A 23,998-nucleotide genomic window follows, 5' to 3' on the forward strand; every position below is an offset into this window, starting at 1 on the left:
GGCGGGTCGCTTCCTCGACGGCAATCTCGTCGAAGGGGTTCATGGACATCTTCACATTGGCGATATCCACGCCGGTTTGATCAGACTTGACGCGCACCTTGACGTTGTAGTCAACGACGCGCTTGACGGGTACCAGTATTTTCATGGGTTTCCTATGCGATAGGCAGGCGTCAGAGTTCCACCTCGGCGATGTCGTGCTGCAGCCGATTTAGGAAATGCAGGAAGGTCACGCTATCGTCGAATTGAAAGCTCTTCATTGCTTGCCGGTAAAACTCGTAGATGTTGGGCTGGATCTCGTCCCAGAAGCGCTGGCCGGCTGGCAGCAGAATGACGACGCGCGCGCGCCGGTCATTCTTGTCGGGAACCCGGCGCACATGGCCTTCGCGTTCCAGGCGTTTGAGCACGCCGTCCAGGCTTTGCCGGCTGACCACGAGATAGTCGGCCAGTTCGCCGAAGGTCATGCCGTCTGCCGCCTGGGGCCGAGTCAGCGCGCCCAGCACGGCCCACTGCACGGTGCTGATGCCGAGTTCGTTGCTCGCTTGGCGTTGCAGGGAGTTGCCCAGTTGGAACAGACGGAAGAACAACCGATTGTGGATCTCGGCGCCTGATTTGTTTGCCACGATGTTGTCGCCCTTGCAACAGATGAATGGATGCGAGATTACCTCATGGCCTTGCGGAGCACGCTTGCTAGAAGGGGGTTTCGACCGGGAATCGGGCCGGCCGCTTTTGCAGGAAGGCATCCATGCCCTCCTTGCCTTCCGGGCTGGCCATGCCGATGAACTCCATCGCCAGCGACGCATCGAAGATCGGACCGGCTTGCCGCAGCCAGTTGTTCAGCGCGTGCTTGGTCCAGCGGATGGCGCCAGGCGCGCCATCGGCCAGCCGGGACGCGAGCTCGACGGCTTTGGCTTCGACCTCCGAGTCGTCCAGTGCAAGAGAGATGAGATTCATGCGCTCGGCTTCCTCGCCCGTGAAGCTGTCCGCGGTGAGCAGATAATATTTTGCCTTGGCCATGCCGCACAGCAGCGGCCAGATGATGGTGGCGTGGTCGCCGGCGGCCACGCCGATTTTCATGTGTCCATCGGAGAAGCGGGCGTCCTTGGATGCGATGGAAATGTCGGCGAGGACCACGCATGCGAGGCCTGCGCCGACAGCCCAGCCGCGCGCTGCACTGACGATGGGCTTGGAGCAGTTGATCATGCCGTAGACGATGTCTCGAGCTTCCTTCATCGTTTGCATGCGGGTGTCGTAGTCGTCGGCGCCATGGCGTTCGTGATTGAGGTCGCCGCCGGCCGAGAAGGTCCGGCCTTCCCCGGTCAGCAGAATGGCCGAGACCGTGGGGTCGGCATCCACGTCCCGCCAGATCTGGGAAACCTCGCGATGCATGGCTGCGTCCATTGCGCCCATCTTGAGCGGCGAGGCCAGGGTGATGCGCAGTACGCGGGGGTGCGGCCGGTCGAACTTGAGCCGGGTGTAGGAGGCATAGCGGTCGTTCATGGTCAGCGATTCCTGTGATGAGGAGATAAGAAGCCGCGGCGATATCCGGCGGCGGAGTCGTGGCGGGAGTGGTTCCCGCGAACAGCGAGATCTCGGTCAGAAGGCATGGGCCAGCCGCAGCGCCTCTTCGATGGCGCGCGCGGCATCGAGTTCAGTCGCGAGTCGCGCACCTCCTATGGTTTCCACGCGCATGCCGGAGCCGGCCAGGGCCCGGCTCAGTTCGTCCTGTGCAATCTGGCCCGCGCATACGATGACATCGTCCACCGGAAGCGTTTCCATGGCGCCATGGCAGGAGTAGGTCAGGCCCGTGTCGTCGATGCGGTGATAGGTGGCGCCGGAAATCATTTGAACGCCGGCGCGTTTCAGGCGGGTCTTGAGGATCCAGCCGGTGCTTTTGCCCAGGCGCGCGCCCGGCTTTTCCGGGCTGCGCTGCAGCATGTGGATGACGCGCCGCGGAGCGCGGGGCAAGATGTCTTTCACGCCGCCGGGGTTTTGCAGGGACGCGTCGATACCCCAGTGCTGCCCGAACTGTTCGGGCGACACCGATTCCTCGGTGTCGCCTACGAGGAATTCGGCGGTATCGAAGGCAATCCCTCCGGCGCCGATGAGGGCCACGCGAGCGCCGACGCGGCGGCGTCCCGACAGGACTTCATCGTAGAGCACGACCTTCGGATGGTCGATGCCGTCTATGTCGGGTAGGCGCGGCGTCACGCCCGTGGCTACGACGACGGCGTCGTAGCCTCCCGCCTGCAATTGCGTCGCGGTGACCCGGCGGCCCAGCGCGACGGTGACGCCGAGTTCTGCGAGCCTCACCTGGAAGTACCGCAGCGTTTCGTTGAATTCGCTTTTTCCAGGTACCCGGCGGGCCAAGTTCAGCAAGCCGCCCAGGTCCGGTCCCGCCTCGTACAGCGCAACCTTGTGGCCACGTTCGGCGGCGTAGACGGCGAAGGCCATGCCGGCGGCGCCGCCGCCTGCCACGGCGATGTGGCGCGGCGTCGCGGCTCGGCCCGTCGGGTAGTCCAGTTCGCGCCCGGCGCGGGGATTGACCAGACACGATGCCGCGCGCTCGGTGAAGATATGGTCCAAGCAAGCCTGGTTGCAGGCGATACAGCTATTGATGAGATCGGCGCGGCCCTTGCGCGTCTTGGCGGCGAATTCGGGGTCGGCAAGCAGAGGCCTTGCCATTGACACGAAGTCGGCGGCGCCGCCAGCCAGCAGGCGCTCGCCGACTTCGGGCGTGCTGATGCGGTTGGAGGCGATGACGGGAATGGAAACAGCGCGCTTGATGTTGTGGACGGCGAATTCCCAGGCGGCTCGCGGGACGGACGCCGCAATTGTGGGAATGGCCGATTCGTGCCAACCGACGCCAGTATTTAGCATGTCGACGCCGGCTTGCTGCAGGCGCTGCGCAAGTTGCGCGGTCTCGGCGCCTGTAAGCCCGTCTTGCACCAGATCTATGGCCGAGATCCGGTAGACGAGCAGGAAGCGTGCGCCGACGGCGGCGCGCACGGCCGCTACGGTCTCCATGGGAAAGCGGATGCGGTTCTCGAAGCCGCCGCCATAGGCGTCGCTGCGGAGATTGGTGCATGGGCTCGTGAACTCGTTGAGCAGATAGCCCTCGGAGCCCATGATTTCCACGCCGTCGTAGCCCGCCTCCTGGGCGAGTCGGGCGGTATGGGCTATCGCCTGCACCGTCTGAGCAATGCCTTCCGGCGTCAACGCGCGAGGCGCATGGCGATTGATGGGGGCGCGCAGCTCCGTGGGGCCGACGCACAAAGGGTGCTTGGCATAGCGTCCTGCATGCAGGATCTGCAATACGATTCTGCCGCCTTCCTCGTGCACGGCGCGCGTGACGGCCAGATGTGGCGCCAGCTGTTCCGGGCGCTCCAGAACAGGCGCGTCTTCCTCCATTCGGCCCGCCAGGTTCGGCGCGTATCCCCCGGTGAGGATCAGGCCGACTTCGCCGCGCGCGCGTTCGCGGAAGAACTGCACCTGTCGCGCCAATGGCTGATCCAGGGTCTCGATGCGGGTGTGCATGGCGCCCATGACCATACGGTTGCGCAAGGTGAGAAAGCCGAAGTCATAGGGTTCGAGCAGATTGGGGTAGGTGTGCATGATTTACCCGGATTTGCGTAAGGCTGCGGTGGGGGGAATGGACCTGTTTCAGTTATCAGTGAACGCGGCAGGCCGCTTGGCCAGGAAGGCGGCCATGCCTTCGGCCGCGTCGTGCGACTGCACGCAAAGCGCGAACATGTCGGCTTCCATGGCCAGCCCAGGCGCCAGCGCGCCGTCCAGGCCGCGGCGCATGGCTTCGCGTGCCATGGAGGTCGCGACCTTGCTGTGTCTGATCATGGGCTCCAGGAAGGCGCGTCCCAGGTCCGCCGGGTCGCCGCCGTCCACGATGCGGTTGACCAGGCCGATGAGCAGGGCCTCCTCGGCGTCGATGGCCCGGCCGGAGAGAACCAATTCCGCCGCACGGGCCTCGCCTATCAGACGCGGCAGGCGTTGGGTGCCGCCGTAGCCGGGAATGAGGCCCAGCTTGACCTCGGGCAATGCCATCCTGGCCTTGGCCGTGGCGATGCGGAAGGTGCAGGCGAGCGCCAGTTCCAGGCCGCCGCCGAACGCGAATCCATGTATGACTGCCACGCTGGGCAGGGCTGATTGCTGGATGCGATTGAAGAGGGCCTGAGCCTGGCCGATGTTCGCGCGATGCGTAGCGGGTGCGCGGGCCTGGAGTTGCGCAATGTCCGCGCCAGCGCACAGCGCCTTGTCGCCCGCGCCGGTAAACACCATGGCGCGGCAGCCGGAAGCCTCCGCGTCGTCCATCGCTGTGCGCAGGTCGGCGAGCATCTGCTCGTTCAGCGCATTGAGGGCCTGCGGGCGGTTCAGCTCGATCACGGCCACCTGATCGCGAAATTCCGTCACAACGGTCATGCTCGTCTCCGGTTCTGAATTTATATCAACATCATGATTCAAGTGCGGAACGCTTGTAAAGGAAAAATTTGCCTTTGGCGCAATCGCAAACATATAATTATGAACATCGTTCATATAAATGAACGAAAGAAAAGCCGCATGGCAGCGGACGGGGATACGCCCCGTCCGGGAGCCGGCATGCAGAGGAGACATCCATGAAACTGTTGCGCACACTGGCGGCCGCACTCGCCAGCAGTCTGGTCCTTGGTGCCGGTGCGGCCGGCGCCCAGCCGGCCTTTCCCGCCAAGCCCATCCGGGTAATCGTGCCGTTCGCGCCGGGTGGCGCCACCGACCAGGTTGCACGCCTGCTGGCCGCCCAGGTGTCCAGCGAGCTGGGCGTGCCCGTGGTGGTGGAGAATCGTCCGGGCGCCAATGGCAATATCGGCGCCGAAGCCGTGGCCCAGGCCGCGCCCGACGGCTACACGCTCCTGCACAGCACATCCGCGCTGGGCTTCACGGCGGCATTCGGCCAAAAAGTCTCATACAAGCTGGACAAGAATCTGGCCCCGGTTTCCCTGCTGATCGACCAGCCTTTGCTGATCATGGCAAGCAATCCCCTGGGCGTGGCGAACGTGCAGGAACTGAAGGCCTATGCGCAGAAGCACCCTGGCAAGCTGAACTACGGCTCGTCAGGCACCGGCAACCTGACGCATCTGGCCATGTTCGTGCTGCTGCAGGCGGCCGGAATCGAGGCTACGCACATTCCGTACAAGGGCGGTGCGGGGGCATTCCCCGATTTCATTGCGGGGCGTCTCGACTTGTTTGCGGACCCCATCAATTCGGCCTATCCCTATGTCCGGGACGGACGGGTCAAGGCGCTGGTTGTGACCGGCAAGGACAGGTCGCACCTGCTGCCCGATGTGCCCACGGCCTCGGAGGCGATCCTGCCCGGTTTCCAGATGGGCGCATGGCAAGCCTTGATGGCGCCTGCGGGAACGCCGCCGGAAGTCATAGCCCGCTTGAACCAGGCCTACGTGAGAGCGTTGAGCGACCCGAAGGTGACCGCCCAATTGGCGGCGCAGGGGGCTGTGCCCAAGGCGACCTCGCCGCAGGAGTTCCAGAGCTTCCTGCAAACCGAAATCGAGCGTTGGAAAAACGTGGTGCAAACCTCGGGCATCAAGCTGGACTAATGCTACGCGCCCGTCGGCTGGGCTGAAGGAAATCATTCACAGTTCTTGCCGTTTCAACGCTGCAATACGCCCATATGTATCATGATATTGATGTATATGGGCAAAAAAGAACCAAAATTTCATTGTCCATCAGCATGGTGGAATATAAAATAATAAACGCTATTCATAAATATGAACGATTTCATACCTGAGGCTAGGCATATGGCTGGATCTCTTTCTCACTTGCGCGTGCTGGACTTGACCCGTGTGCTGGCCGGGCCTTGGTGCACGCAGATGCTGGCCGACCTGGGGGCTGACGTCATCAAGGTGGAGCGGCCGGTGCTGGGCGACGACACCCGGCATTGGGGGCCGCCCTGGATCGAGAATGATGACGGCGAGCGCGTGGGCGATTCGGCCTACTTCACGTCCGCCAACCGCAACAAGCGCTCCGTCGCGATCGACATCTCGACCCCGCAGGGGCAGGAACTGGTGCGTGAACTCGCGCGCCAGTGCGACGTGCTGGTGGAAAACTACAAGGTCGGGGACCTGGCCCGGTACGGTCTGTCGTACGCCCACTTGCGCGAAGTGAATCCGCGCTTGGTCTATTGCTCCATTACAGGCTATGGGCAGGACGGGCCGTGCGCGCACCTACCAGGCTACGACTTCATTTTTCAGGGCGAAGGCGGGCTGATGAGTATCACCGGCGAGCGCGACGACAAGCCCGGTGGCGGTCCGATGAAATCGGCCATTGCCGTCGCCGACGTGCTGACCGGTTTGAACGCCACCATAGGCATACTTTCGGCCATCGAGAGCCGGCACGCGACCGACGCAGGTCAACATATCGACGTGGCGTTGCTGGATACGGTCGTCAATTTCGGGGCCAACCAGATCGCCAGCTATTTCGCCAGCGGGGCGATTCCGCGCCGCTGGGGCAACGAGCATCCCAACCTCGCGCCTTACCAAACCTTTCCCACGGCAGACGGGCACATCATCATCGGCTGCGGCAATGACGGCCAGTTTCGCAGATTGTGCGAACTGATCGGCATGCCTGAAATGCTCAGCGATCCGCGCTTCGGGGACATGCCCGGCCGCAACGTCAACCGCGCCGCCTTGGTGGGCGCCTTGGAAGAAGTGTTCAGGACGCGGCCGTCCAGGCATTGGCTGGGCCTGCTCGCCAACTCTGAAGTCCCGAACGGTTCCATCAACAACTATGCACAGGTATTCGAGCATCCGCAGGTAATACATCGCGGCCTGCGCGTGGACATGCCTCACCCGGGGGGCACGACGGTGGGCATGGTCGCCAATCCGATCCGTTTGTCCGGCACGCCAGTGGAGTACCGCTATCCCCCTCCATTGCGCGGACAACACACCGCCGAGGTGCTGGCCTCGCTGCTCAACAAGTCCGACGCCGACATCGAGGCGCTGCAAACAACACGAATCATAGAGATCAGGAACACCCCATGCACAACAGCCAATACGCTTTGAACGACGACCAGCTGCAGATACAGGATCTCATCAGGCGCGTGGCGCGAGAAAAGGTTGCGCCGCGAGCCAACGAGATCGACAGCACGGCCGAGTATCCCCATGACATGTACGCCTTGCTCAAGGAACTGGGCCTTTTTACTCTGCCTTTCCCTGAGCAGTATGGCGGGGCGGGCAGCATGTTGTCGGCATGTCTGGCAATCGAAGAGTTTGGCCGCGTTTGCTACAACACGGCGTACCTGTTGCTGGTCCAATGGGTACCGTTCGGCGCGATCCTGCACGGCGGCACCGAGGAGCAGAAGACGCGGCTGTTGCCCGGCCTGGCCAGCGGCGACTTGCGCGGCGCCTTCTCCACTACCGAGGCCCAGAGCGGCTCGGACGTCAGCGGCATCAAGACCCGCGCCGAGAAAGTCGACGGCGGCTTCCTGCTGAATGGCGCCAAGATCTGGTGCACCAATTCGGATATCGCGGACTTCATCCTGGTGGCGGCAAAGTACCGCGAAGATGGCAAAGACGGAATCAGCCTGTTCATCGTCGAGAAAGATATGCCTGGCCTGCAAGTCGGGCGCAAGGAAGAAAAGATGGGCGCGCGCGGCGTGCCGTCCTGCCCCCTGTTTCTCGACAACGTGTTTGTGCCTGACACGAACATGCTGGGCGGTGGATTCAGGGCGGTAATGGAGGCGTTCAACGCCAGCCGTCCGCTGATCGGGGCGCGCGGCGTCGGCCTGGCCCAGGGCGCACTGGACCATGCAATCGAATTCGTTACCAACCGGACGGCGTTCGGCCAACAAGTCAGTGAATTCCAAGGCGTGCGCTGGATGCTGGCCGATATGGCGATGCAGACCGAAGCCGCGCGCCAATTGGTTTACCGCGCTGCCTCGCTGGTGGATGGCGGCGCGCCGGCGGCGGCCCTGGCCCCGGTGGCGGCGATGGCGAAGTGCTTTGCCAGCGACACGGCCATGAAGGTCGCGACCGATGCCGTGCAGCTGTTCGGTGCGGCGGGAATCTCGTCCGAGTATCCGATCAACCGCTATTTCAGGGATGCCAAGGTGCTGCAGATCATCGAGGGAACCAACCAGATCCAACGCAACATCATTTCGAACAGTCTTTTGGGCCGTCCGGCCCGCAAGTAAAAACACACACACAAGGAGACCGCGATGAACCACGAAGAAATCGAAACCGTAGGCCTGGGCATGTACTTCGAAGACCTGCCGATCGGACGCAAGTTCAAGACGCTGGGGCGCACTATCCAGGACGCGGACGTATGCGCCTTCATCAACTGCATACATATGACCGAGGTGCTGTTCACCGACATGGAATTCGTCAAGAACGAATCCGACATCAAGGGCCGCTTCGCGCCTGGATCGTTCGTGTATGGCATCTCGGAAGGGTTGTTGACTCAATCGACCATGCAGAAGACGGGCTACGCCTTTCTGAACATGGAACTGGATATCAAAGGTCCGGCTTTCGTCGGCGACACCATCCACGTCGAGTGCGAGGTGATAGAAGCGCGTCTGTCAAATAGCCGCCCTGGGCGAGGCCTAGTGCGTACCTTCAACAGAGTGGTCAAGCAGGACGGCACGGTCGTGATGACGTACACCCCTCTGCGCATGATCAAGTGCCGTAACCAAAACTAGCCAGGAGACAAGCCATGAAAGGCCTGAAAGAAAAGGTTGTAATCGTCACGGGCGGTAGCGGCGGCATCGGCGCCGCGCTGTGCGAACGTTTTGCCGAGGAAGGCGCCAAGGTCGTCATATTCGACCTGAACGCCGAAGGGGCGGGGCAGGTCGCCGCGCGCATCCGGGAGCAGGGCGGCCAGGCATCCGCGTATCGCGTGGACATCACCGACTACGCTGGGATCGTCGCCGCAGTCGCTCGAGTCGAGGGCGAGCAGGGCCCGGTCGATGTGCTGGTCAACAATGCGGGCTGGGACCATGCCGCGCGGTTCCTCGATACGGATCCGGAACTGTGGGACAAGATCATCAACATCAATCTGAAAGGTCCCATCAACCTGCATCACGCGGTGCTCAAGGGCATGGTCGCCCGCGGCAAGGGACGCGTCGTCAACATCGCGTCCGATGCAGGCCGCGTCGGTTCTTCCGGAGAATCGGTGTATTCGGCCTGCAAAGGCGGGATCATTGCGTTCACCAAGACCATGGCGCGCGAGGTCGCTCGCAAGCAGATCAACGTCAATGTGGTCTGCCCCGGTCCGACCGACACTCCGCTCTTCCGCGATTTCGCCGGTGAAGGCGAAAGCGGCATCAAGCTGCGCACCGCGCTGGAGAAAGCCATCCCGTTCGGCCGGCTGGGCCAGCCCGGCGATGTGGTTGGCATGGTGTGTTTCATGGCGTCGGACGACGCAGCATTCATCACCGGCCAGGTTGTCTCGGTGTCGGGTGGATTGACCATGGCGGGCTAGATTCCGCCAGCAAAACAGGGCGCGCAGCGCCCGTGGCCGAAAGGCAGGAACAGGAGACAAGCATGATTCACTGCAAGCAATACCGCAGGGCGGCCGCCGGCGGCCGTCGCGGATACGCATGGCTGGCCGGCGTCACGGGCTCGGTCGTTCTGGCGATCGTGGCGGGCGTGGCGGCGCCCGACGCCATTGCCCAGGAAAATTATCCTTCCAAACCCATCAAGGTCGTCCTGGGTTTCTCCGCCGGCGGGGGCACCGACGCGATCGCGCGTGCGTTGGCGAAACACATGGCCGGCACGCTGGGTGCGAACGTGTTGATCGACAATAAGCCCGGCGCCAACGGCAACATTGCGGCCGAGGAAGTCAGCCGGGCGGCGGGCGACGGCTATACCCTGCTGTACAACACCTCATCCATCGCGTCGAGTCCCGCGCTTTACAGTAAACGGCTGTCCTACGACGTGAGCAAGGACCTCGTGCCAGTCGCGCTCACGGCCAGCCTGCCGATCGTGCTGGTGGTGCCGGCAAAGTCGCCATTCAAGACCGTGGAGGAACTGGTGGCCTACGCCAAGGCGAATCCCGGCAAGCTCAACTACGCGTCGGCGGGCAACGGCAACGTGACTCATCTGGCCGCGCTGTCGTTCGAGGATGCCGTTGGCATCAAGGGCATGCATATCCCTTACAAGGGCGAGGCGCCCGCGCTGGTCGACCTGATGGCCGGCATGGTTGATTATTACTTCGCGACGTCGGCGGGCGCCATTCCGGCAGTCAAGTCGGGACGCCTGAAGGCGCTGGCGGTTGCGACGAAGGCGCCGCTGGATACCCTGCCGGGTGTGCCCACGCTGGATGCAACGGTGGCCAAAGGCCTGGAGATGTCGGCATGGTCCGGGGTGATGGCGCCAGCGGCAACGCCGCCGGCTATCGTCGTCAAACTCAATGGCGCAATTGAAAAGGCCTTGGCGGACAAGGAAGTGCAGGCGTATTTCGCCAACCAGAGCGCACAGGCCTCGTCGTCCACGCCTCAGGAGTATGGCGCGTTCCTGAACAAGGAGATTGACGCCTTGGCCAAGGTCATCAAGAAGGCGGGCGTAACGCTGGATTGACGCCAGGCCAATTGCAGCGGGCCGCAACGCATAGTTCGTTGCGGCCCCCGATGTTTACCGGATGTCAGGCCGGAAATTCCACGATGGTCCGACCCCAGGATCGACCATCCAGCATGCGCTGAAGTTGTTGGGCAAGCTCATCGAGCGTTATGGTTTTCACTTGTTCCAGCGTGTGCTGCGGTCGGAGGTCGCCAGCGAGGCGGTCCCAAAGCTCGGCTTCCAGATCCAGGTAGTAGGTCAGGTTGACGCCGATGAGGCGTACGCCGCGCAGGATGAAGGGCAGTACGCTGGTGGACAGTTCATTGCCGGCCACATTGCCGAAACTGGCCACGCATCCCCGCGGCATGGTGGACCTGAGCATCAGGTCCAGCGGCTTGCCTCCCAGCGCATCCAGCCCCGCAGCCCAGCGGGCCGGTTCCAGCGGCCTGCCTTGGTCGGCCAGATCGGTGGTGCCAAGAACGACCTGAGCCCCCAGGGCTTGCAGATAGGCGGCGTGGTCAGGCTTGGAGCTGACCGCCGCGACCCGATACTGCAATCGCGACAGCATTTCGATGGCCATGCCTGAGACTGCGCCGGTCGCTCCGTTGACGAGGATTTCGCCCCTTTCGGGCCGGCAGCGGGCCTCCTGTAGCAGATGGACGGCGAGGGCGGCCGTATAGCCGGCGATCCCGAGCGTGGCGGCGTCGCGCAAAGCGAGCCCGCGGGGCAGCTTGATGACCCAGTCTGCTGGTACGCGCAAGTACTCCGAGAATCCACCGTCGTGGTCCACGCCGAAGCCCCGTCCAAGCACGGCAACTTCATCGCCTTCCCGGAACCTGCGGTCGCCGGATGCCGCGATCCATCCCGAGGCGTCACTGCCTGCGACGCGGGGGAACTTCCGGACGACATTGCCATGCTCTGTCGTCGCCAGCGCATCCTTGTAATTGACACCGGCGTACGCCGTGCGTATGACCACATCCCCCGGCGATAGATCGGCCAGGGTCAGGCGCGCGAGGCCAGAGGTTATTGGGCCGTCGCGCCGGATCTGATACGCGTGGAATGCGTCGTAGCCTGGCGTGCCGTCCTTGGGTGCTGGTTGCATTGAGATCTCCTTGTTCTTGCTGCTTTTCCATCGTTGCGCCGCTTCAAGCGGCGCCTTGTTTACAGGTATCATTCGAGAATATGAACGCAGTGCACATACAGTGCTCCAGGCAGATCCGACCCATTCATGAAAACCCGATCCGAAACGAGTCCCGCTACTTCCGAGCCACGCTCCCTGCTGCGGATTCTCGGCATCTTCGAGGTGCTGGCGCGCGGCGCAGGTGGCGCCACGCTCGCGGAACTGAGCAGCGAACTCGAGGCGCCCAAGAGCAGCCTGCTGTTGCTGTTGCGGCCTTTGGTCGCCCATAAGTACCTGATGCATGCGGCCGGGCGCTACGAGTTGGGGCCATCCATTTTCCAGTTGTCGGCCGAGGTACTGGCCAGCGCGGGTGTCACCAAGATCCTGCGGCCCTATGTTGAGGAACTGGCGGCGCGTTGCGAGGAAAGCGTGTTCTTGGCGCTGATCGACAAGGAAGCGAAGACGGTTACCTATATCGATGGCATCGACAGCAAGCAACCGGTCCGGTACTCGGTGCCGATCGGCACGAAACGGCCGTTGCACGTGTCGGCCGCGGGCAAGCTGCTGTTCGCGTTTCAGGACCAGGCTTGGCAAAAGAAATACCTCAAGACCGCAAAACTCAAGTCCATGACTGGCAAGCCTTTGCCGGACAAGGAGGCTTTCGAGTCGCAGCTGCAGGAAATACGTGCTTCGGGGATTGCGGTGAGCATGGGTGAAGCGGTTGCAGGAGCGTCCGGCATCGCGGCGCCGATCGTCAAGGCTGACGGCACGGCCAGCTACGCCCTGATGATTGCGGCGCCCAGCGACCGTTTCGTGCAGTCGCTGCCCGCGTTGCGGCAGTTGCTGCAGGAAGTGGCCGCGGATGCTTCGGCAACCTTACGGCATATGCCCGGCAACTGAGGCCCCCGCCAGCTGACTGTGCCATTGTGTCTGTTCGGCGGGCGATAACCATCCCGCCAGCGCCGCTTCCATCGTGGTGGCGCTGGCGGCCGCGGGTGGCGTCGGCTTTCCGGGGGGCGTGCGCGAGAAGCGCGGGGCAGGCGCCGGCTGCATGACGCCGTCGACTTCGATCAAGACTTCCCGCTCCCGCATATGAGGGTGCTCGGCGGCTTGCTCCAGCGATAGCACCGGCGCGACGCATACGTCCGTCGTGCCGAGCAGTTCACACCACTGCGCCTGCGTCTTCTTCCTGAAGGCGTCGGCAAAGATGGACCTGGCCAGCGGCCATCCGTCGCGGTCGGCCTGGCGGCCGAGTGATTCACGGTCCAGGCCCATGAGTTCAAGCAGCTTGTCGTGGAACTTGCGTTCCAGCGGCGCAACGGAAATCCACTTGCCATCGGCGCACTCGTACACGTCATAGAAATAAGCGCCAGAATCCAGCATGTTATGGCCACGCTTGTCGTTCCAAAGCCCGGCCGCATGCAGGCCGAACAGGGAGGTCGCGAGCGATGCGGTGCCGTCCACGATGGCGGCATCGACGACCTGGCCCTGTCCTGACCGGACCGCTTCGATGATGGCGGCGAGCACGCCCACGGCAAGGTACAGCGCGCCGCCGCCGAAGTCTCCCACCAGATTCAGGGGCGGGGTCGGCGGCTGGCCTTCGCGGCCCATGGCGTGCAACACGCCGGTCAGACCGATGTAATTGAGGTCATGGCCGGCCACCTGGGCCAGCGGACCGGTCTGGCCCCAACCCGTCATCCGGCCGTAGACCAGACGCGGATTGCGTGTCAGGCAGGAGTCGGGTCCCAGTCCCAGGCGTTCCATCACACCGGGCCGGAAGCCCTCGAGCAAGGCGTCGGCGCTTTCGACGAGACGCAGCACCAGGTCCCGTGCCGAGGCGCTCTTGAGGTCCAGGGCGATGGCTTTGCGGTTGCGCAACAGCAAGTTGAACCTGAGCGGACGCTCGATACCCAGCGATGGGGGTTCCGGCCGGTCTATGCGTAGCACGGTAGCGCCCAGGTCCGCGAGCAGCATTGCGGTCATCGGGCAGGGGCCTATGCCCGCGAACTCGATGATCTTGACTCCCTTGAGCGGACCCATCACGCCTCTCCCTGGCTAGCCGAGGCTGTCTCGCCGCCGGGCGCCGGCACGAGGTAGAGCGCGCGGCCGCTGGCGATGAGATTGCCCTCCGTGTCCAGCACGCGGGCATGCGCGGTCGCGAAACGTCTGCCCAGGTGTATTACCTGGCCTTCGGCGCGCAAGTCGCCGGGCTTGGCCATGCGGTGGAAGTCCACATGCATGTCGATCGTGGGGACGGGAGCGCCCACTTTGAGGGCGACTGCATAGTCGCCGGCGGCATCGATCAGCGTCGCAAGTATGCCGCCATGTGTGGAGCGGATGTCCGGGTTCGAAATGAGTTCCTCGCGCCAGCGGATGCCGAGCGTAATGCCGTCGTCATCGGCTCGCAGTACGGACATGCCCAACCATCGGTTCAAGGGACTGCGATTGACGATGCGGCTTGCCTCGGTGAATGCGGTGGGACTCATAAGGCCTCATGTGGCTGGTCTGCCCAGCGGTCTTCGGCCGCTTGGGTCAGAGTTCGGGTTGTTCATTATTATGAACGTCATTCATAAATATACTGGTGGAGAAAAAGGAGTGTCAAGGCCGGAAATCCCGAGCCTTGCTTGTCGGCGTCCGGCATTGCCTGAGCGCGCCGCGCGCGCGGGGCGGTTACGCCTGTTCTGCGGTCAGCGGGTCGTCGGACTTGCCGACGGCGCTTCTCACGGCCGCGAGCACGTCGTCGCAGATGCCCGATACCGCCTCCGCCGATCCGAGGACCCCCAACTGGTTCAAGTGCGCATCGAGCTGGGCGCATTGCGCGGCCAGCGCAGGCAGGCGGAAGATGGCCAGCATGCCGCGCAAGGCGTGCAGTTCGCCGCGCAGGCTGTCGCTATCCTCGTCCATGGCGGCTCGCTTGATGATGTCCAGGGACTGCACGCAGGATTGCTCGAAAGTGCGCAGCAGCGCGGGCGGAAAGGCGCGCCCGCCCGTCAAGGCTTGAGGGCCGCTGGGGTCCGCCGCGGGCTGCCGCAAGCTGGGCGCGGCTTGTCCGCATACGTCCCGCAAGGCGAGTTCGAGTTCGGCCAGCGGCAAGGGCTTGGTCAGCACCCGTGCGATGCCCGCTTCGGCGCAGCGCTGCCGCTCACGTTCAGTCACGCAGGCGGTGGCGGCAATGACGGGCATGTCCGGCCAAGCGGCGGCGGCGCGGCGCGCCAGCGCATAGCCGTCCATGCCGGGCATTGCCAGATCGCTCACCAGCACGTCATAGCGCTGCGATTCCAGCAGCGCGCAAGCCTGGGCGCCGCTCTCCGCCAGATCGACCTCGCAACCCAGCAGCTTGAACTGCTCCGCGAACAGGCCCCGGTTGGCAGCGTTGTCCTCGGCCACCAGCACGCGCAGCGTGCGCTCCGGGTGTTCCAGCAGCGGCGTCGGAGCCGGGGCAGGCGCCGCCAGAGGCATGTCCTGCAATGCATGCCGCAACGCCGAGGCCAGGCCTTGCATCCCGTACATGGACACGCTGAGCTTGCGTCCTGTGTCCTGCGGCGTCACGGGCCCCAGCATGCTGCAATCGATCACCCATGAGGACTGGTCCAGCAAGCGACCCTCGTCGTGCGGTCGCCAGGCCTGCCTGTCGCCCCAGATGATGAGAGCCGTTGCTTCTTCCAGGATGTCTTCGCTCAGCTCGGACGGACGGCTGTAGGCGCCTACTCGCAGGCCCCAGGCGCGCAACTCTGTTTCGAGGCGGTGGCGGCAGCTGTCGCGCGCCGCCAGCAGCAATACCTGTTCGCCAGAGAACCAGGGCCTGTCGGTTGGGCCCGTGCGTGCGCCCAGCGGCAGGGAGAATGCGAACAGGCTGCCGCGTCCGGGCTCGCTGCGCACCGACAGGGCGCCGCCCATCGCGTCCACCAGCCGGCAGCACAAGGTCAACCCCAGGCCGGTGCCGCCGTAGCGCCGGCCTATGGTGGCGTCGGCCTGGCTGAAGGCGCGGAAAATGCTCTGCGTCTGTTCCTCGGTCATGCCGATGCCGCTGTCCTCGACCTCGATGGTGATGCGGGCCGTGGCGGTGTCGGGCCGCAAGCGCAGCACCACCTTGCCTTGGTCCGTGAACTTGATCGCATTGGACAGCAGGTTGTGGATCACCTGGCCCAGCCGGGTGGGGTCTCCCTGGATGGGCTGCGTCAGCTCCGTACCGAGTTCACCCAGCAGGGCCAGTCCCTTGGCCTGGGCCTGGGGCGCGAACATGGACAAGGCGCGCGCCGCGATTTCAGTCAGATCGAACTCGGTCTGTTCCAGGCTGAGTTCGCCGGCCTCGATCTTGGAGAAGTCCAGCACGTCGCTGATGGTGGCCAGCAGCAGGCCCGACGAGGCCCGTATGGTCTCCAGCCGATTGCGCTGGGCCAGTGTCAGGCGCGATCGCGAAAAGAGCTCCAGATGCCCCAGGATGGCGTGCAGCGGCGTGCGGATCTCGTGGCTCATCGCGGCCAGGAAGGCCGATTTGGCGGCATTGCCGCGGTCGGCGGCGGCCTTGGCCTCGCGCAGACGCTGCGACAGCAGGTATTTTTCAGTCACGTCGATGAAGGCGGCCACGACCACGTTCGATCCGCGGTAGCGGGCGCCGGTCATACTGACCGACAAGGTGACCGGGTTGCCGTCGCGGGCCACGAAAGAGAGGTCTTCCTCGATCACGTCGGCGTCGCTTTTGCCGCCAGCGCGTCGCCTGTAGCGGTCGGCCAGCTCCACCGACAGGTTGAACTTCCCCGCGCCCACGCGCGCAGTCATTTTTTCCATGGCCGGGCTGTGCAGCAGGGGGCTGCCGCTGGCGGCATCGATCAGGCCCAGGCCGACGGGCGCGGTTTCGATGAGCGTGCGGTTGAGGTGCTCGCTTTCCAGCGCCAGCCTGGACCGGTCCATCAATGGCCGCACCACGCGCAGCTCGAAATAGAGGAACAGGGCCCAGATAAGCGCCAGCGTCGCCGCCGTCATGGTTGCGGCCGTGGTCAGCTGCGAGGCGATGGCGGTGACGATGGTGCTCCAGTCCAGCGTGAAGGCGAGTACCCAGCCTGTTTGGCCCAGACCTTCCGAAATCGAGAACTGTCCCGCGTGCGTTCGTTCCTGGCGTCTGCCGGCAGGGGGCGCAGCGGGCTCCGGGAGGCGCGCCGTGCCTGGCGCGGCGCTCGACTCCGGGGCAGGGGGGGCGGCGATGACTTGGCCGCTGGCGGACATGATCGCGAAATCGCCGGCCTGGCGGTTTGCGGCGTGCAGCGCGCCGGGCTGCAGCGGCGCGTACTCCGTCACCAGCACGGCGACGGGCACGCCTTTATCCAGGATGGTGCCGCCGATGCGGATCACCTGCCTGCCGGTGATCGGACTGGAGGAGGGAGGAATCCAGCGCAGCGGGCGCCAGATTTCCGTGCCTGCGTCGGTCGCAATCAGCATGCGCTGGCTGGCCTCGCCCGTCAGCAGTACCAGGTATCGGTCGCGGTCCGCCAGGATCCTGCGGCGGACCGCCTCCTCGGGGGCGGGAGCGAGGCCAACGATGCTGCCATTGATACCGAAGAAGAATGAAGCCGGCGAGCTGTCGTGGATGGCGGGGCTGCGCGAGGGAATGCGGCGGATCTGCTCCGCCAGGTTGAAGAACTTGCCTATCGCTTCATTCGGGATCCGGCTGCTGCCAGAGCCCAGTATCCACAGCGACCGCGCGTTCTGATCGGATTCCAGCAGCAGCTCTTCTCCCTGGCTGTGGTACTTCTGGATCTGCGCGGCGTCGACGGGCGCTGCTTCCCGCCACATCAGTTCCGCGCTGACCAGGGCGATGCGGAAGGCCCCTTCGCGCGCTTGGATTTCCTTCATGAGCGCGGCATGCTCGGCCACAAAGGATTGGCGCACATGTTCCAGGGTTTTTTCGGCGGTGCTCTTCGCTTCCAGCGCGAAGGTCAGCAGCACCGCAGCCGTCATCAACACGCCGCCGCCCAGGCTCTGCCAGCGCTGATAGCGTCGGAAGCGCGTCACGGTGTCGAGCCGCGAGGGACTCATGCGGTAGCGTAAGCGGATCAAGGTGCGGGAACGGGAGAGTGAATCGGCGCTAGCGTGCCGTCGTGGGGCCGCGCGTGCCGCCAGAAACGTTAGGCGATTTGATTGGAATCAAACGGACTCAAGTCTGCGTCGCGATGTTCTAGCGTGTCGACACTAGACAAGGAGCGGGGGCGGCGTGCGCTTCCGGGATGGCGGTGCTGCCATGCCGGATCAGGTCGGCGTCGCGTTCAATACCCAGTTTCCGCATTGCGCTGCGCTTCTGCGAACTGATGGTCTGTACGCTGCGGCTCGATATCCTGGATATCTCTGTGATGGTGGCGCCGGCGCAGAACAGGCGGACGATTTCCGCTTCGCGGCGCGTGAGCCGCGGCTGTTCCGCGGAGAGCGATTCGTGGACGATCATGTCCTTGATGGTCGGCGAATAGTAGGTCCGGCCCCAGCTCATGGCGTGTATCGCGTTGGCGATGTGTTGCGTGGAGTCGGCTTTGCTGAGGATGCAGAGGCCCTTCTCGGCCAGCAGCGCCCGCAGCAACGTGGGATGTTCGACCATCGTGAGCACGGCGACCCGTAGCGCCGGGAAGCGCCGCCGGAGCAGGCCGATGAGTCCCAGGCCGTCGCCATGCTTGCCGCCAGGCATGGCGTAGTCCGAAACCACCACATCGCAAGCCTGCGCTTCCAGTTGCGCGATCAGGTCGGTGGAGTCGCGGACGCAGCCGATCACTTCGATGGCGGGATCCCGGGAGAGTTCATGGCTCACGCCCAGCGACACGATGGGATGATCGTCGGCGATGATGACGCGGATGCGGCCGTTTGACATGTTCTTCTCCCCGTTCAAGCAGAGTCCGGGAACCGCCTGCGCGATTGCCGTGCATACCCATACTACCGCCGCTGGCCGCGCCGAGGAATAGGATAAATACGAAACTGCCGGGCTGCGCATTCCGACCTACAGCTAAATCATATGAATATGAGCAGAATTTCGCATTTTTCCCAAAGCCGTCTGCCAGTCCGCTACCTATGCTACCGGCAGCTTTTAGCGGCGCCTTGACCGCAACGGTACGCGGGCGCGGCAGGCGCTTCATGGGGACGGGTCCCGAGCGCAAATTTCCCAACCGGCGTGGTCAGCCACTCCGGCGGCCTCGCCATTCTTGCGAGGCAGTCATGAACAAGACCTATGCATTGGTGTGGAACGAGGCCAGGCAATGCTGGAACGTAGCGCGCGAATCGGCGCGCCGCCGTGGCAAGCAGGGAGGCGGCCGACGCGGCGGTGTCGCCGCGCTGGCGTTGATCGGCCTGGCCGGCTGGTCCGCCGCGCAGGCCGCCCCAATGGGTGGGTCGATCGCAGCCGGCAACGGCATCGGCGATATCCACGCTACGCAGGACCGCAAGCAGATGTCGATCAACCAGCACTCGCAGAAGCTGGTCATCGACTGGAACAGCTTCAACATCGGCGTCGATGAGCGCGTGACCTTCAATCAGCCCGGCGCCAGCGCCATCGCGCTGAACAGGGTGAACGGCCTTTCGCCCAGCGCGATCCTGGGACGGATGGACGCCAACGGCCAGGTGTTCCTGGTCAATCCCAACGGCGTCGTCTTCGGCCGGGGCGCCGAGGTCAATGTGGGCGGCCTGGTGGCCTCGACCAAGCAGATCTCCGACGCCGATTTCAATGCGGGTAAACATCGTTTCGTCGGATCTTCCCATGCCTCCGTATTGAACCAGGGCGTCATTACCGCGCGCGACCGCGGCTACGTCGCGCTGTTGGGCGCCAAGGTCAGCAACCAGGGCGTGATCCAGGCGCGGCTGGGAAGAGCGGCGCTGGCGGCGGGCGATGATTTCACCGTGAACTTCGACGGCAATGGTTTGCTGGACCTGCGGGTGAACGGCGCCGCGCTTGCCGCGTTGACGGAGAACAGCGGAATGCTGAGGGCCGACGGCGGCCAGGTGCTGATGACCGCGAAGGCGGCCGGCGCGACCTTGCAGACAGTGGTCAACAGCCAGGGCGTCATCGAAGCCCAGGCCTTGCAGGGACAGGCAGGCAAGATCACGCTGGACGGCGGCGACGCCGGGGTCGTGCTGGCCGCGGGCAAGCTGAATGTCAGCGCGCCGACCGCGCAGGGCGACGGCGGCACGGTGGAGATGCGCGGGCGGCTGGTCAAGGTACGGTTGGGGACCGAGGTTGACGCCCGGTCCGAGAATGGCGCAACCGGCGCCTGGCGCATTGCCTCTGACGACATCACAGTGGGTGGCTCCGCCGCCGTGGCGGACGCCACGGTGCACGCGGACACCGTTTCCCGCAACCTGCACGCGACGAACATCGCCTTGGAAAGCACGATTGGGGATATCGCGCTTGACGGTCCGATCGCATGGAGCAGCGGCCATGCGCTCAGCCTCGCGGCGGCAGGCGATCTCGTGGCCAACGGCAGCTTGAGCGCTTCCGGCCAGAACGGCGGGATCGCCATGTCGGCCGGCCGTCAGGTCGTGCTCAACGGCAACACCGTCATCAGCGGCGGCAATGGCGGCCTGTCCCTGCAGGCGTCGCAGGACTATGTGCTGGGCGACGGCGCGGCGGTCACGCTGTCCGGCGCGGGCGCCTCCTTTCGCTCCAATGGGCAGCGCTATACCGTGATCCAGAACGTGGCCCAGCTACAGGACATCAACCGCAATCTGCATGGACTGTACGTGCTGGGCGACAGCCTGAGCGGACGAAACGCGATCCAGCCCATCGGCGGCGCCCATGGCACGTTCTCGGGCGCCTTCGAGGGCCTGGGCAACACGTTGAGCGGCTTCCGGGTCAGCGGCGCCGGTCCCAATGTGGGCCTGTTTGCCGCCTCGTCCGGCAGCATCCGCGATCTCAAGCTGGTGTCAATGCAGGTTGCCGCGCTGTCGGGCAGTGCGGCGCCCCTGTCGATAGGCGCGCTGGTGGGCCGGAACTCGGGCAGGATCACTAACGTATCGACGGACCGGACCAATGTGAAGGGTAGTTCGTTCTATCTCAATGCGGTGGGCGGCCTGGTGGGCACCAATGCGGGCGGCCGCATTGATCGCGCCACCGTCGGAGGCTCCGTGGATGCAGGTTCCCGCACCGTGGCGATCGGCGGGCTGGTGGGCGAGAACCTGAACTCCGCATCGGGCCATGGCCGCATCACCCGCAGCATCGCGCGCAATACCGTATCGGGATCGATGCAGCGCGATGACCAGGGCGGCATGGGCGGCCTGGTGGGCGTGAACCGTGGCTTGATCGCGGATTCGTCCAGCGATGGGACCGCGTTGGCCAGGGGCGTCGGCCACAACGTGGGCGGCCTGGTGGGCAACAATCTGGCCGGCGACATCCAGCGCTCGGTTGCGGCGGGTCGCGTGCAGAACGGTGGCAACGGCAACACCGGCGGCTTGGCGGGTCTCAACAGCGGGAGCATCTCCGAGTCGGTCGCCCATGGCAACGTCAGCGCTTCGAGCGGCGCGGCGACCGGCGGCCTGGCGGGGCGGAACCGCCGCGGCGGCCTGCTGCGGGAAGTCAAGGCGGCAGGCAGCGTGTCGGACTTGTCCGGTATCGATGTGGGCGGGCTGGTCGGCGTCAACAATGGACGCATCGATACGGGCGAGGCGGGCGGCGACGTGCTGGCCAGCTCCAACCGGCGGGGCGGCAGAGTGGGCGGCCTGGCCGGCTACAACGGCGGCACGATCGAAGCGTCGGTCGCGCGCGGCAAGGTCTCGGGAGGCAGCAATGGACACGCCGGAGGACTGGTCGGCTACAACACGGGCATGCTGGCGATGGTTGGCGCCAGCGGCGCGGTGAATGCGGGAGCGAGCAGCGCGGTGGGCGGGCTGGTTGGCACCAATCACGGGCTGATCATTTCCGCGCTGGCCAGCGGCAGCGCTCAGGGGGGCGCTTACAGCCGCGTTGGCGGCGTGGCGGGCGAGAACGGCGAACCGGGTGAAGTCCAGCAGTCGTCCTCAACAGGCGTGGTGAGCGGAGGACGCCAGGCTTTCCTGGGCGGCATCGCAGGCCTCAACCAGGGTGAAATCTCCTATTCCAGCGCCAGCGGCGAGGTGAAGTTCGGCAACAACCTCAATCAACGCTATGGCGGCCTGGCAGGAGTGAACTATGGGCTGCTGCGCGCCAACGGCACGTCAGGGCTGGCATCCTTGGCGCCACCCGTGGGCTTGAACTACGGAATCATCGAGCCTGACGGGTGGCGCATGAGAAGGGTCATGGATGCGCGCGCGGCCATGGCCTTTTATCTGGGCCTGCTCGATCTCAGGGAAATTCACAGGTAAACGCCGCGCTGCCATCGGCGGCAGGCGCGTCGCGGAACAGGAGCAAAAAACGAAACTGCCGCGCCCTGATTTCCAGGCATCAGCGAAATCGTAGAAATGCGAGCTCGACTTCAGACCCGTCCTAAAGCCGCCCGCCTGTCCGCTACGTATTCTGGGTTCAACATCAGACGTGTTCTACCGGCAACGTAAGCGGCGACTGGCGGGAAGGAAAAGGCCTTCCCAGCTGGTTGTCGGCAAGGGGATGGGGAATGCAGGGCGGACGATCGGGAAATCTGGCGCAGGTGTACGTTCGTGGCGGGCGAAAGCGCTGGTTCACGTATTGGGTCGCTCTACGCGGCAGCTTGGCCGTAACCCTGTACGCCGGCGCGGCAGGCGCCTCTTGGGCACAGATCCCGGATGCGGGACGCGCCATACGCGATCTTGAGTCGGTCTTGCCGCCGACGCCCGCCACGACGACCGCTCCCGAGGTAGAGCTGCCCACGCAGCAGAAGCCTGCTCCGGTCTCTACCGAGGGCGAGAGCGGGCCGTCCGTCGTCGTCAGGCAATTCCGTGTGGCAGGCAATCGCGTCGTCGACGAGGCTGCGTTGCTGGCGCTGCTGGCCGACCTCCTGGATACGGCGTTGACCCTCGCCGACCTGCGCGCCGCCGCCGACCGTATCACCGCGTACTACCACGAGCAAGGCTACGTGCTGGCCCGGGCCTACCTGCCGCCGCAGGAGATCGACGCGGGCATCGTCCGCATCGCAGTGCTTGAGGGGAGCTATGGCGAGATCTCCCTGCAAAACCGCTCGCGGGTGCGCGATGCGGTGCTGGAGCAGCCGCTCGCCGCCTTGCGTCCAGGCGAGGCCGTCGAGGCAGGCGAATTGGAGCGCACGCTGCTGTCGCTGAGCGACCTGCCGGGCGTCGTGGTCAAAGGCACGCTGCGGCCTGGCGCCGAGACCGGCACCACCAGCCTGCTCGTGGACGCAGAACCAGGACCGCTCGTCTTCGGCAGCATCGACGCCGACAATTTCGGCGGCTACTACACCGGCGAGTACCGGCTGAGCGGCAGCATCGGCGTCAACAGTCCCCTGGGCCTGGGCGACCAATTCAATCTGCGGCTGTTGAGCAGCGATCGGGACCTGCGCTATTACAGCGCCGCGTACCAGTTGCCGTTGGGTCGTTGGGGCACGCGCGTGGGCGTGGGCTCGTCCCGCATGAACTACGAACTTGGAAAACGTTTCGAGGTACTGGAGGCGAATGGCCGGGCCGATACCCAAACGGCGTTCGTCACGCAGCCCTTGGTGCGCGGCCGTTATGCCAGTCTGCGCCTGCAATTGCAGTACGAACACAAGCGTCTGGTCGACAGGATGGACCTATTCGGCGAGAGCAGCCGCAAGCGCGTTGGATTGTGGACTGCGGCGCTGAGCGGCAACCGGGAGGACGGCTGGCTGGGGGGCGGACGCAGCGCGTTCGAACTGTCGCACAGCCGCGGCCGTTTGCGATTTGGCGAGGCGCAGGCCGAGTTCGACGACCGCCAGACCGTGCGTGCTGGAGGCCTGTTCGCCAGGACCAATCTATCGGCCAGTCGGCTGCAGAACTTGGGCGGCCGCTTCCAACTGTACGCGCGGCTGGAGGCGCAACTGGCTTCGAAGAATCTCGATAGCTCGGAGAAGTTCAGCCTGGGCGGACCTTATGGCGTGCGTGCCTATCCCCAAGGCGCCGCCAGCGGCGACGAGGGCTGGCAGGCCAGCGCCGAACTGCGCTATCTGCTGGCGCCCGGCTTGCAATTGAGCGCCTTCGTCGACCGGGGCGGCGTGCGCATCAACAAGCGCCGCTGGACGCCGGGGGGCAACGGCATCGATTTGGGCGCAGCGGGGTTCGGCATTACGCAGTACGGCTCCAGCCATCAGGTGAACCTGAGTGTCGCCTGGCCCATGGGGCAGCAACTGGCGGCGACCGAGTCGGACCAGGAGCCGCGGTTCTGGCTCCAGGCGTCGCGGTACTTCTGAGGCCGGCGCGGCGCGGACGAAATTTT

The 23,998-nt window shown here is 64.7% G+C and carries 18 protein-coding genes and 1 pseudogene; 9 read left to right on the forward strand and 10 right to left on the reverse strand.

Annotated elements, in window-relative coordinates:
- The 5 genes and pseudogenes from WBB14_RS09560 to WBB14_RS09580 form a co-directional block, all read right to left on the reverse strand.
- Nucleotides 1-145, reverse strand: a pseudogene (locus WBB14_RS09560) (electron transfer flavoprotein subunit beta/FixA family protein); the annotation flags it as partial.
- A gap of 25 nt (nt 146-170) precedes the next feature.
- Nucleotides 171-620 carry a MarR family winged helix-turn-helix transcriptional regulator gene (locus tag WBB14_RS09565; protein ID WP_088143109.1) on the reverse strand — a complete coding sequence of 150 codons (450 nt, stop codon included), beginning with the start codon at nt 618-620 and terminating at the stop codon, nt 171-173.
- Between the two features lie 67 nt (nt 621-687).
- Nucleotides 688-1,497, reverse strand: coding sequence for an enoyl-CoA hydratase/isomerase family protein (locus WBB14_RS09570; RefSeq protein ID WP_088143110.1), 810 nt, complete (start codon nt 1,495-1,497; stop codon nt 688-690).
- A gap of 96 nt (nt 1,498-1,593) precedes the next feature.
- The gene (locus tag WBB14_RS09575) at nt 1,594-3,612 is read right to left on the reverse strand and encodes an FAD-dependent oxidoreductase (RefSeq protein WP_424239611.1); all 2,019 of its coding nucleotides are present in this window, start codon (nt 3,610-3,612) and stop codon (nt 1,594-1,596) included.
- A 48-nt stretch (nt 3,613-3,660) separates the two neighbouring features.
- Nucleotides 3,661-4,431, reverse strand: a complete 771-nt coding sequence (locus tag WBB14_RS09580; RefSeq protein ID WP_424239612.1) for an enoyl-CoA hydratase/isomerase family protein — start codon at nt 4,429-4,431, stop codon at nt 3,661-3,663.
- Between the two features lie 194 nt (nt 4,432-4,625).
- On the opposite strand from WBB14_RS09580, the gene WBB14_RS09585 reads away from it, so the two are divergent.
- From WBB14_RS09585 to WBB14_RS09610, 6 genes are all read left to right on the forward strand, one after another.
- The gene (locus WBB14_RS09585) at nt 4,626-5,600 is read left to right on the forward strand and encodes a Bug family tripartite tricarboxylate transporter substrate binding protein (RefSeq protein ID WP_424239613.1); all 975 of its coding nucleotides are present in this window, start codon (nt 4,626-4,628) and stop codon (nt 5,598-5,600) included.
- A gap of 201 nt (nt 5,601-5,801) precedes the next feature.
- Nucleotides 5,802-7,064, forward strand: coding sequence for a CaiB/BaiF CoA transferase family protein (locus WBB14_RS09590; RefSeq protein WP_424239614.1), 1,263 nt, complete (start codon nt 5,802-5,804; stop codon nt 7,062-7,064).
- On the forward strand, nt 7,040-8,194 hold the full coding sequence (locus tag WBB14_RS09595; protein WP_424239615.1) for an acyl-CoA dehydrogenase family protein: 1,155 nt from the start codon (nt 7,040-7,042) through the stop codon (nt 8,192-8,194). The genes WBB14_RS09590 and WBB14_RS09595 overlap by 25 nt, the downstream gene beginning before the upstream one ends.
- 24 nt (nt 8,195-8,218) lie before the next feature.
- A complete protein-coding gene (locus WBB14_RS09600) occupies nt 8,219-8,698 on the forward strand; it encodes a MaoC family dehydratase (protein ID WP_424239616.1) in 480 nt (159 codons plus the stop codon).
- Between the two features lie 14 nt (nt 8,699-8,712).
- Nucleotides 8,713-9,480, forward strand: a complete 768-nt coding sequence (locus WBB14_RS09605) for a glucose 1-dehydrogenase (protein WP_424239617.1) — start codon at nt 8,713-8,715, stop codon at nt 9,478-9,480.
- Between the two features lie 62 nt (nt 9,481-9,542).
- Entirely contained in the window at nt 9,543-10,577 is a 1,035-nt protein-coding gene (locus WBB14_RS09610) for a Bug family tripartite tricarboxylate transporter substrate binding protein (RefSeq protein ID WP_424239618.1), read from the forward strand.
- Between the two features lie 64 nt (nt 10,578-10,641).
- Here the strand turns inward: WBB14_RS09610 and WBB14_RS09615 are convergent, their stop codons facing one another.
- Nucleotides 10,642-11,658, reverse strand: coding sequence for an acryloyl-CoA reductase (locus tag WBB14_RS09615; protein ID WP_424239619.1), 1,017 nt, complete (start codon nt 11,656-11,658; stop codon nt 10,642-10,644).
- Nucleotides 11,659-11,784: 126 nt separating this feature from the next.
- Here WBB14_RS09615 and WBB14_RS09620 point away from each other — a divergent pair, with 126 nt between their 5' ends.
- Entirely contained in the window at nt 11,785-12,576 is a 792-nt protein-coding gene (locus tag WBB14_RS09620; protein WP_207467860.1) for an IclR family transcriptional regulator, read from the forward strand.
- Here the strand turns inward: WBB14_RS09620 and WBB14_RS09625 are convergent.
- From WBB14_RS09625 to WBB14_RS09640, 4 genes are all read right to left on the reverse strand, one after another.
- A complete protein-coding gene (locus WBB14_RS09625) occupies nt 12,553-13,716 on the reverse strand; it encodes a CaiB/BaiF CoA transferase family protein (RefSeq protein ID WP_424239620.1) in 1,164 nt (387 codons plus the stop codon). The two genes, WBB14_RS09620 and WBB14_RS09625, sit on opposite strands and share 24 nt — an antisense overlap.
- Nucleotides 13,716-14,162 (reverse strand): PaaI family thioesterase, encoded by a 447-nt coding sequence (locus WBB14_RS09630; protein ID WP_424239621.1) that lies wholly within the window; start codon nt 14,160-14,162, stop codon nt 13,716-13,718. Before WBB14_RS09630 ends, WBB14_RS09625 begins: the two co-directional genes overlap by 1 nt.
- A gap of 184 nt (nt 14,163-14,346) precedes the next feature.
- Entirely contained in the window at nt 14,347-17,709 is a 3,363-nt protein-coding gene (locus WBB14_RS09635; RefSeq protein WP_424239622.1) for an ATP-binding protein, read from the reverse strand.
- Between the two features lie 139 nt (nt 17,710-17,848).
- The gene (locus WBB14_RS09640; RefSeq protein WP_424239623.1) at nt 17,849-18,526 is read right to left on the reverse strand and encodes a response regulator; all 678 of its coding nucleotides are present in this window, start codon (nt 18,524-18,526) and stop codon (nt 17,849-17,851) included.
- A 341-nt stretch (nt 18,527-18,867) separates the two neighbouring features.
- Between WBB14_RS09640 and WBB14_RS09645 the strand changes: the two genes are divergently transcribed.
- Together WBB14_RS09645 and WBB14_RS09650 are read left to right on the forward strand one after the other, a co-directional pair.
- On the forward strand, nt 18,868-21,981 hold the full coding sequence (locus WBB14_RS09645) for a filamentous hemagglutinin N-terminal domain-containing protein (RefSeq protein WP_424239624.1): 3,114 nt from the start codon (nt 18,868-18,870) through the stop codon (nt 21,979-21,981).
- 431 nt (nt 21,982-22,412) lie between these two features.
- Nucleotides 22,413-23,972 (forward strand): ShlB/FhaC/HecB family hemolysin secretion/activation protein, encoded by a 1,560-nt coding sequence (locus WBB14_RS09650; protein WP_424239625.1) that lies wholly within the window; start codon nt 22,413-22,415, stop codon nt 23,970-23,972.
- Nucleotides 23,973-23,998: the final 26 nt, after the last annotated feature.

The organism is Achromobacter sp., assembly GCF_049647645.1.
In the GTDB taxonomy this organism is placed as follows: Bacteria; Pseudomonadota; Gammaproteobacteria; order Burkholderiales; family Burkholderiaceae_B; genus Achromobacter.

Bases quoted from the DNA above. Each gene is read 5' to 3' on its own strand.
- WBB14_RS09620 (WP_207467860.1), top strand. From the start codon at position 11,785: ATGAAAACCCGATCCGAAACGAGTCCCGCTACTTCCGAGCCACGCTCC.
- WBB14_RS09640 (WP_424239623.1), bottom strand. From the start codon at position 18,526: ATGTCAAACGGCCGCATCCGCGTCATCATCGCCGACGATCATCCCATC.
- WBB14_RS09580 (WP_424239612.1), bottom strand. From the start codon at position 4,431: ATGACCGTTGTGACGGAATTTCGCGATCAGGTGGCCGTGATCGAGCTG.
- WBB14_RS09630 (WP_424239621.1), bottom strand. From the start codon at position 14,162: ATGAGTCCCACCGCATTCACCGAGGCAAGCCGCATCGTCAATCGCAGT.
- WBB14_RS09635 (WP_424239622.1), bottom strand. From the start codon at position 17,709: ATGAGTCCCTCGCGGCTCGACACCGTGACGCGCTTCCGACGCTATCAG.
- WBB14_RS09585 (WP_424239613.1), top strand. From the start codon at position 4,626: ATGAAACTGTTGCGCACACTGGCGGCCGCACTCGCCAGCAGTCTGGTC.
- WBB14_RS09575 (WP_424239611.1), bottom strand. From the start codon at position 3,612: ATGCACACCTACCCCAATCTGCTCGAACCCTATGACTTCGGCTTTCTC.
- WBB14_RS09595 (WP_424239615.1), top strand. From the start codon at position 7,040: ATGCACAACAGCCAATACGCTTTGAACGACGACCAGCTGCAGATACAG.
- WBB14_RS09605 (WP_424239617.1), top strand. From the start codon at position 8,713: ATGAAAGGCCTGAAAGAAAAGGTTGTAATCGTCACGGGCGGTAGCGGC.
- WBB14_RS09590 (WP_424239614.1), top strand. From the start codon at position 5,802: ATGGCTGGATCTCTTTCTCACTTGCGCGTGCTGGACTTGACCCGTGTG.
- WBB14_RS09570 (WP_088143110.1), bottom strand. From the start codon at position 1,497: ATGAACGACCGCTATGCCTCCTACACCCGGCTCAAGTTCGACCGGCCG.
- WBB14_RS09600 (WP_424239616.1), top strand. From the start codon at position 8,219: ATGAACCACGAAGAAATCGAAACCGTAGGCCTGGGCATGTACTTCGAA.
- WBB14_RS09610 (WP_424239618.1), top strand. From the start codon at position 9,543: ATGATTCACTGCAAGCAATACCGCAGGGCGGCCGCCGGCGGCCGTCGC.
- WBB14_RS09625 (WP_424239620.1), bottom strand. From the start codon at position 13,716: ATGGGTCCGCTCAAGGGAGTCAAGATCATCGAGTTCGCGGGCATAGGC.
- WBB14_RS09645 (WP_424239624.1), top strand. From the start codon at position 18,868: ATGAACAAGACCTATGCATTGGTGTGGAACGAGGCCAGGCAATGCTGG.
- WBB14_RS09615 (WP_424239619.1), bottom strand. From the start codon at position 11,658: ATGCAACCAGCACCCAAGGACGGCACGCCAGGCTACGACGCATTCCAC.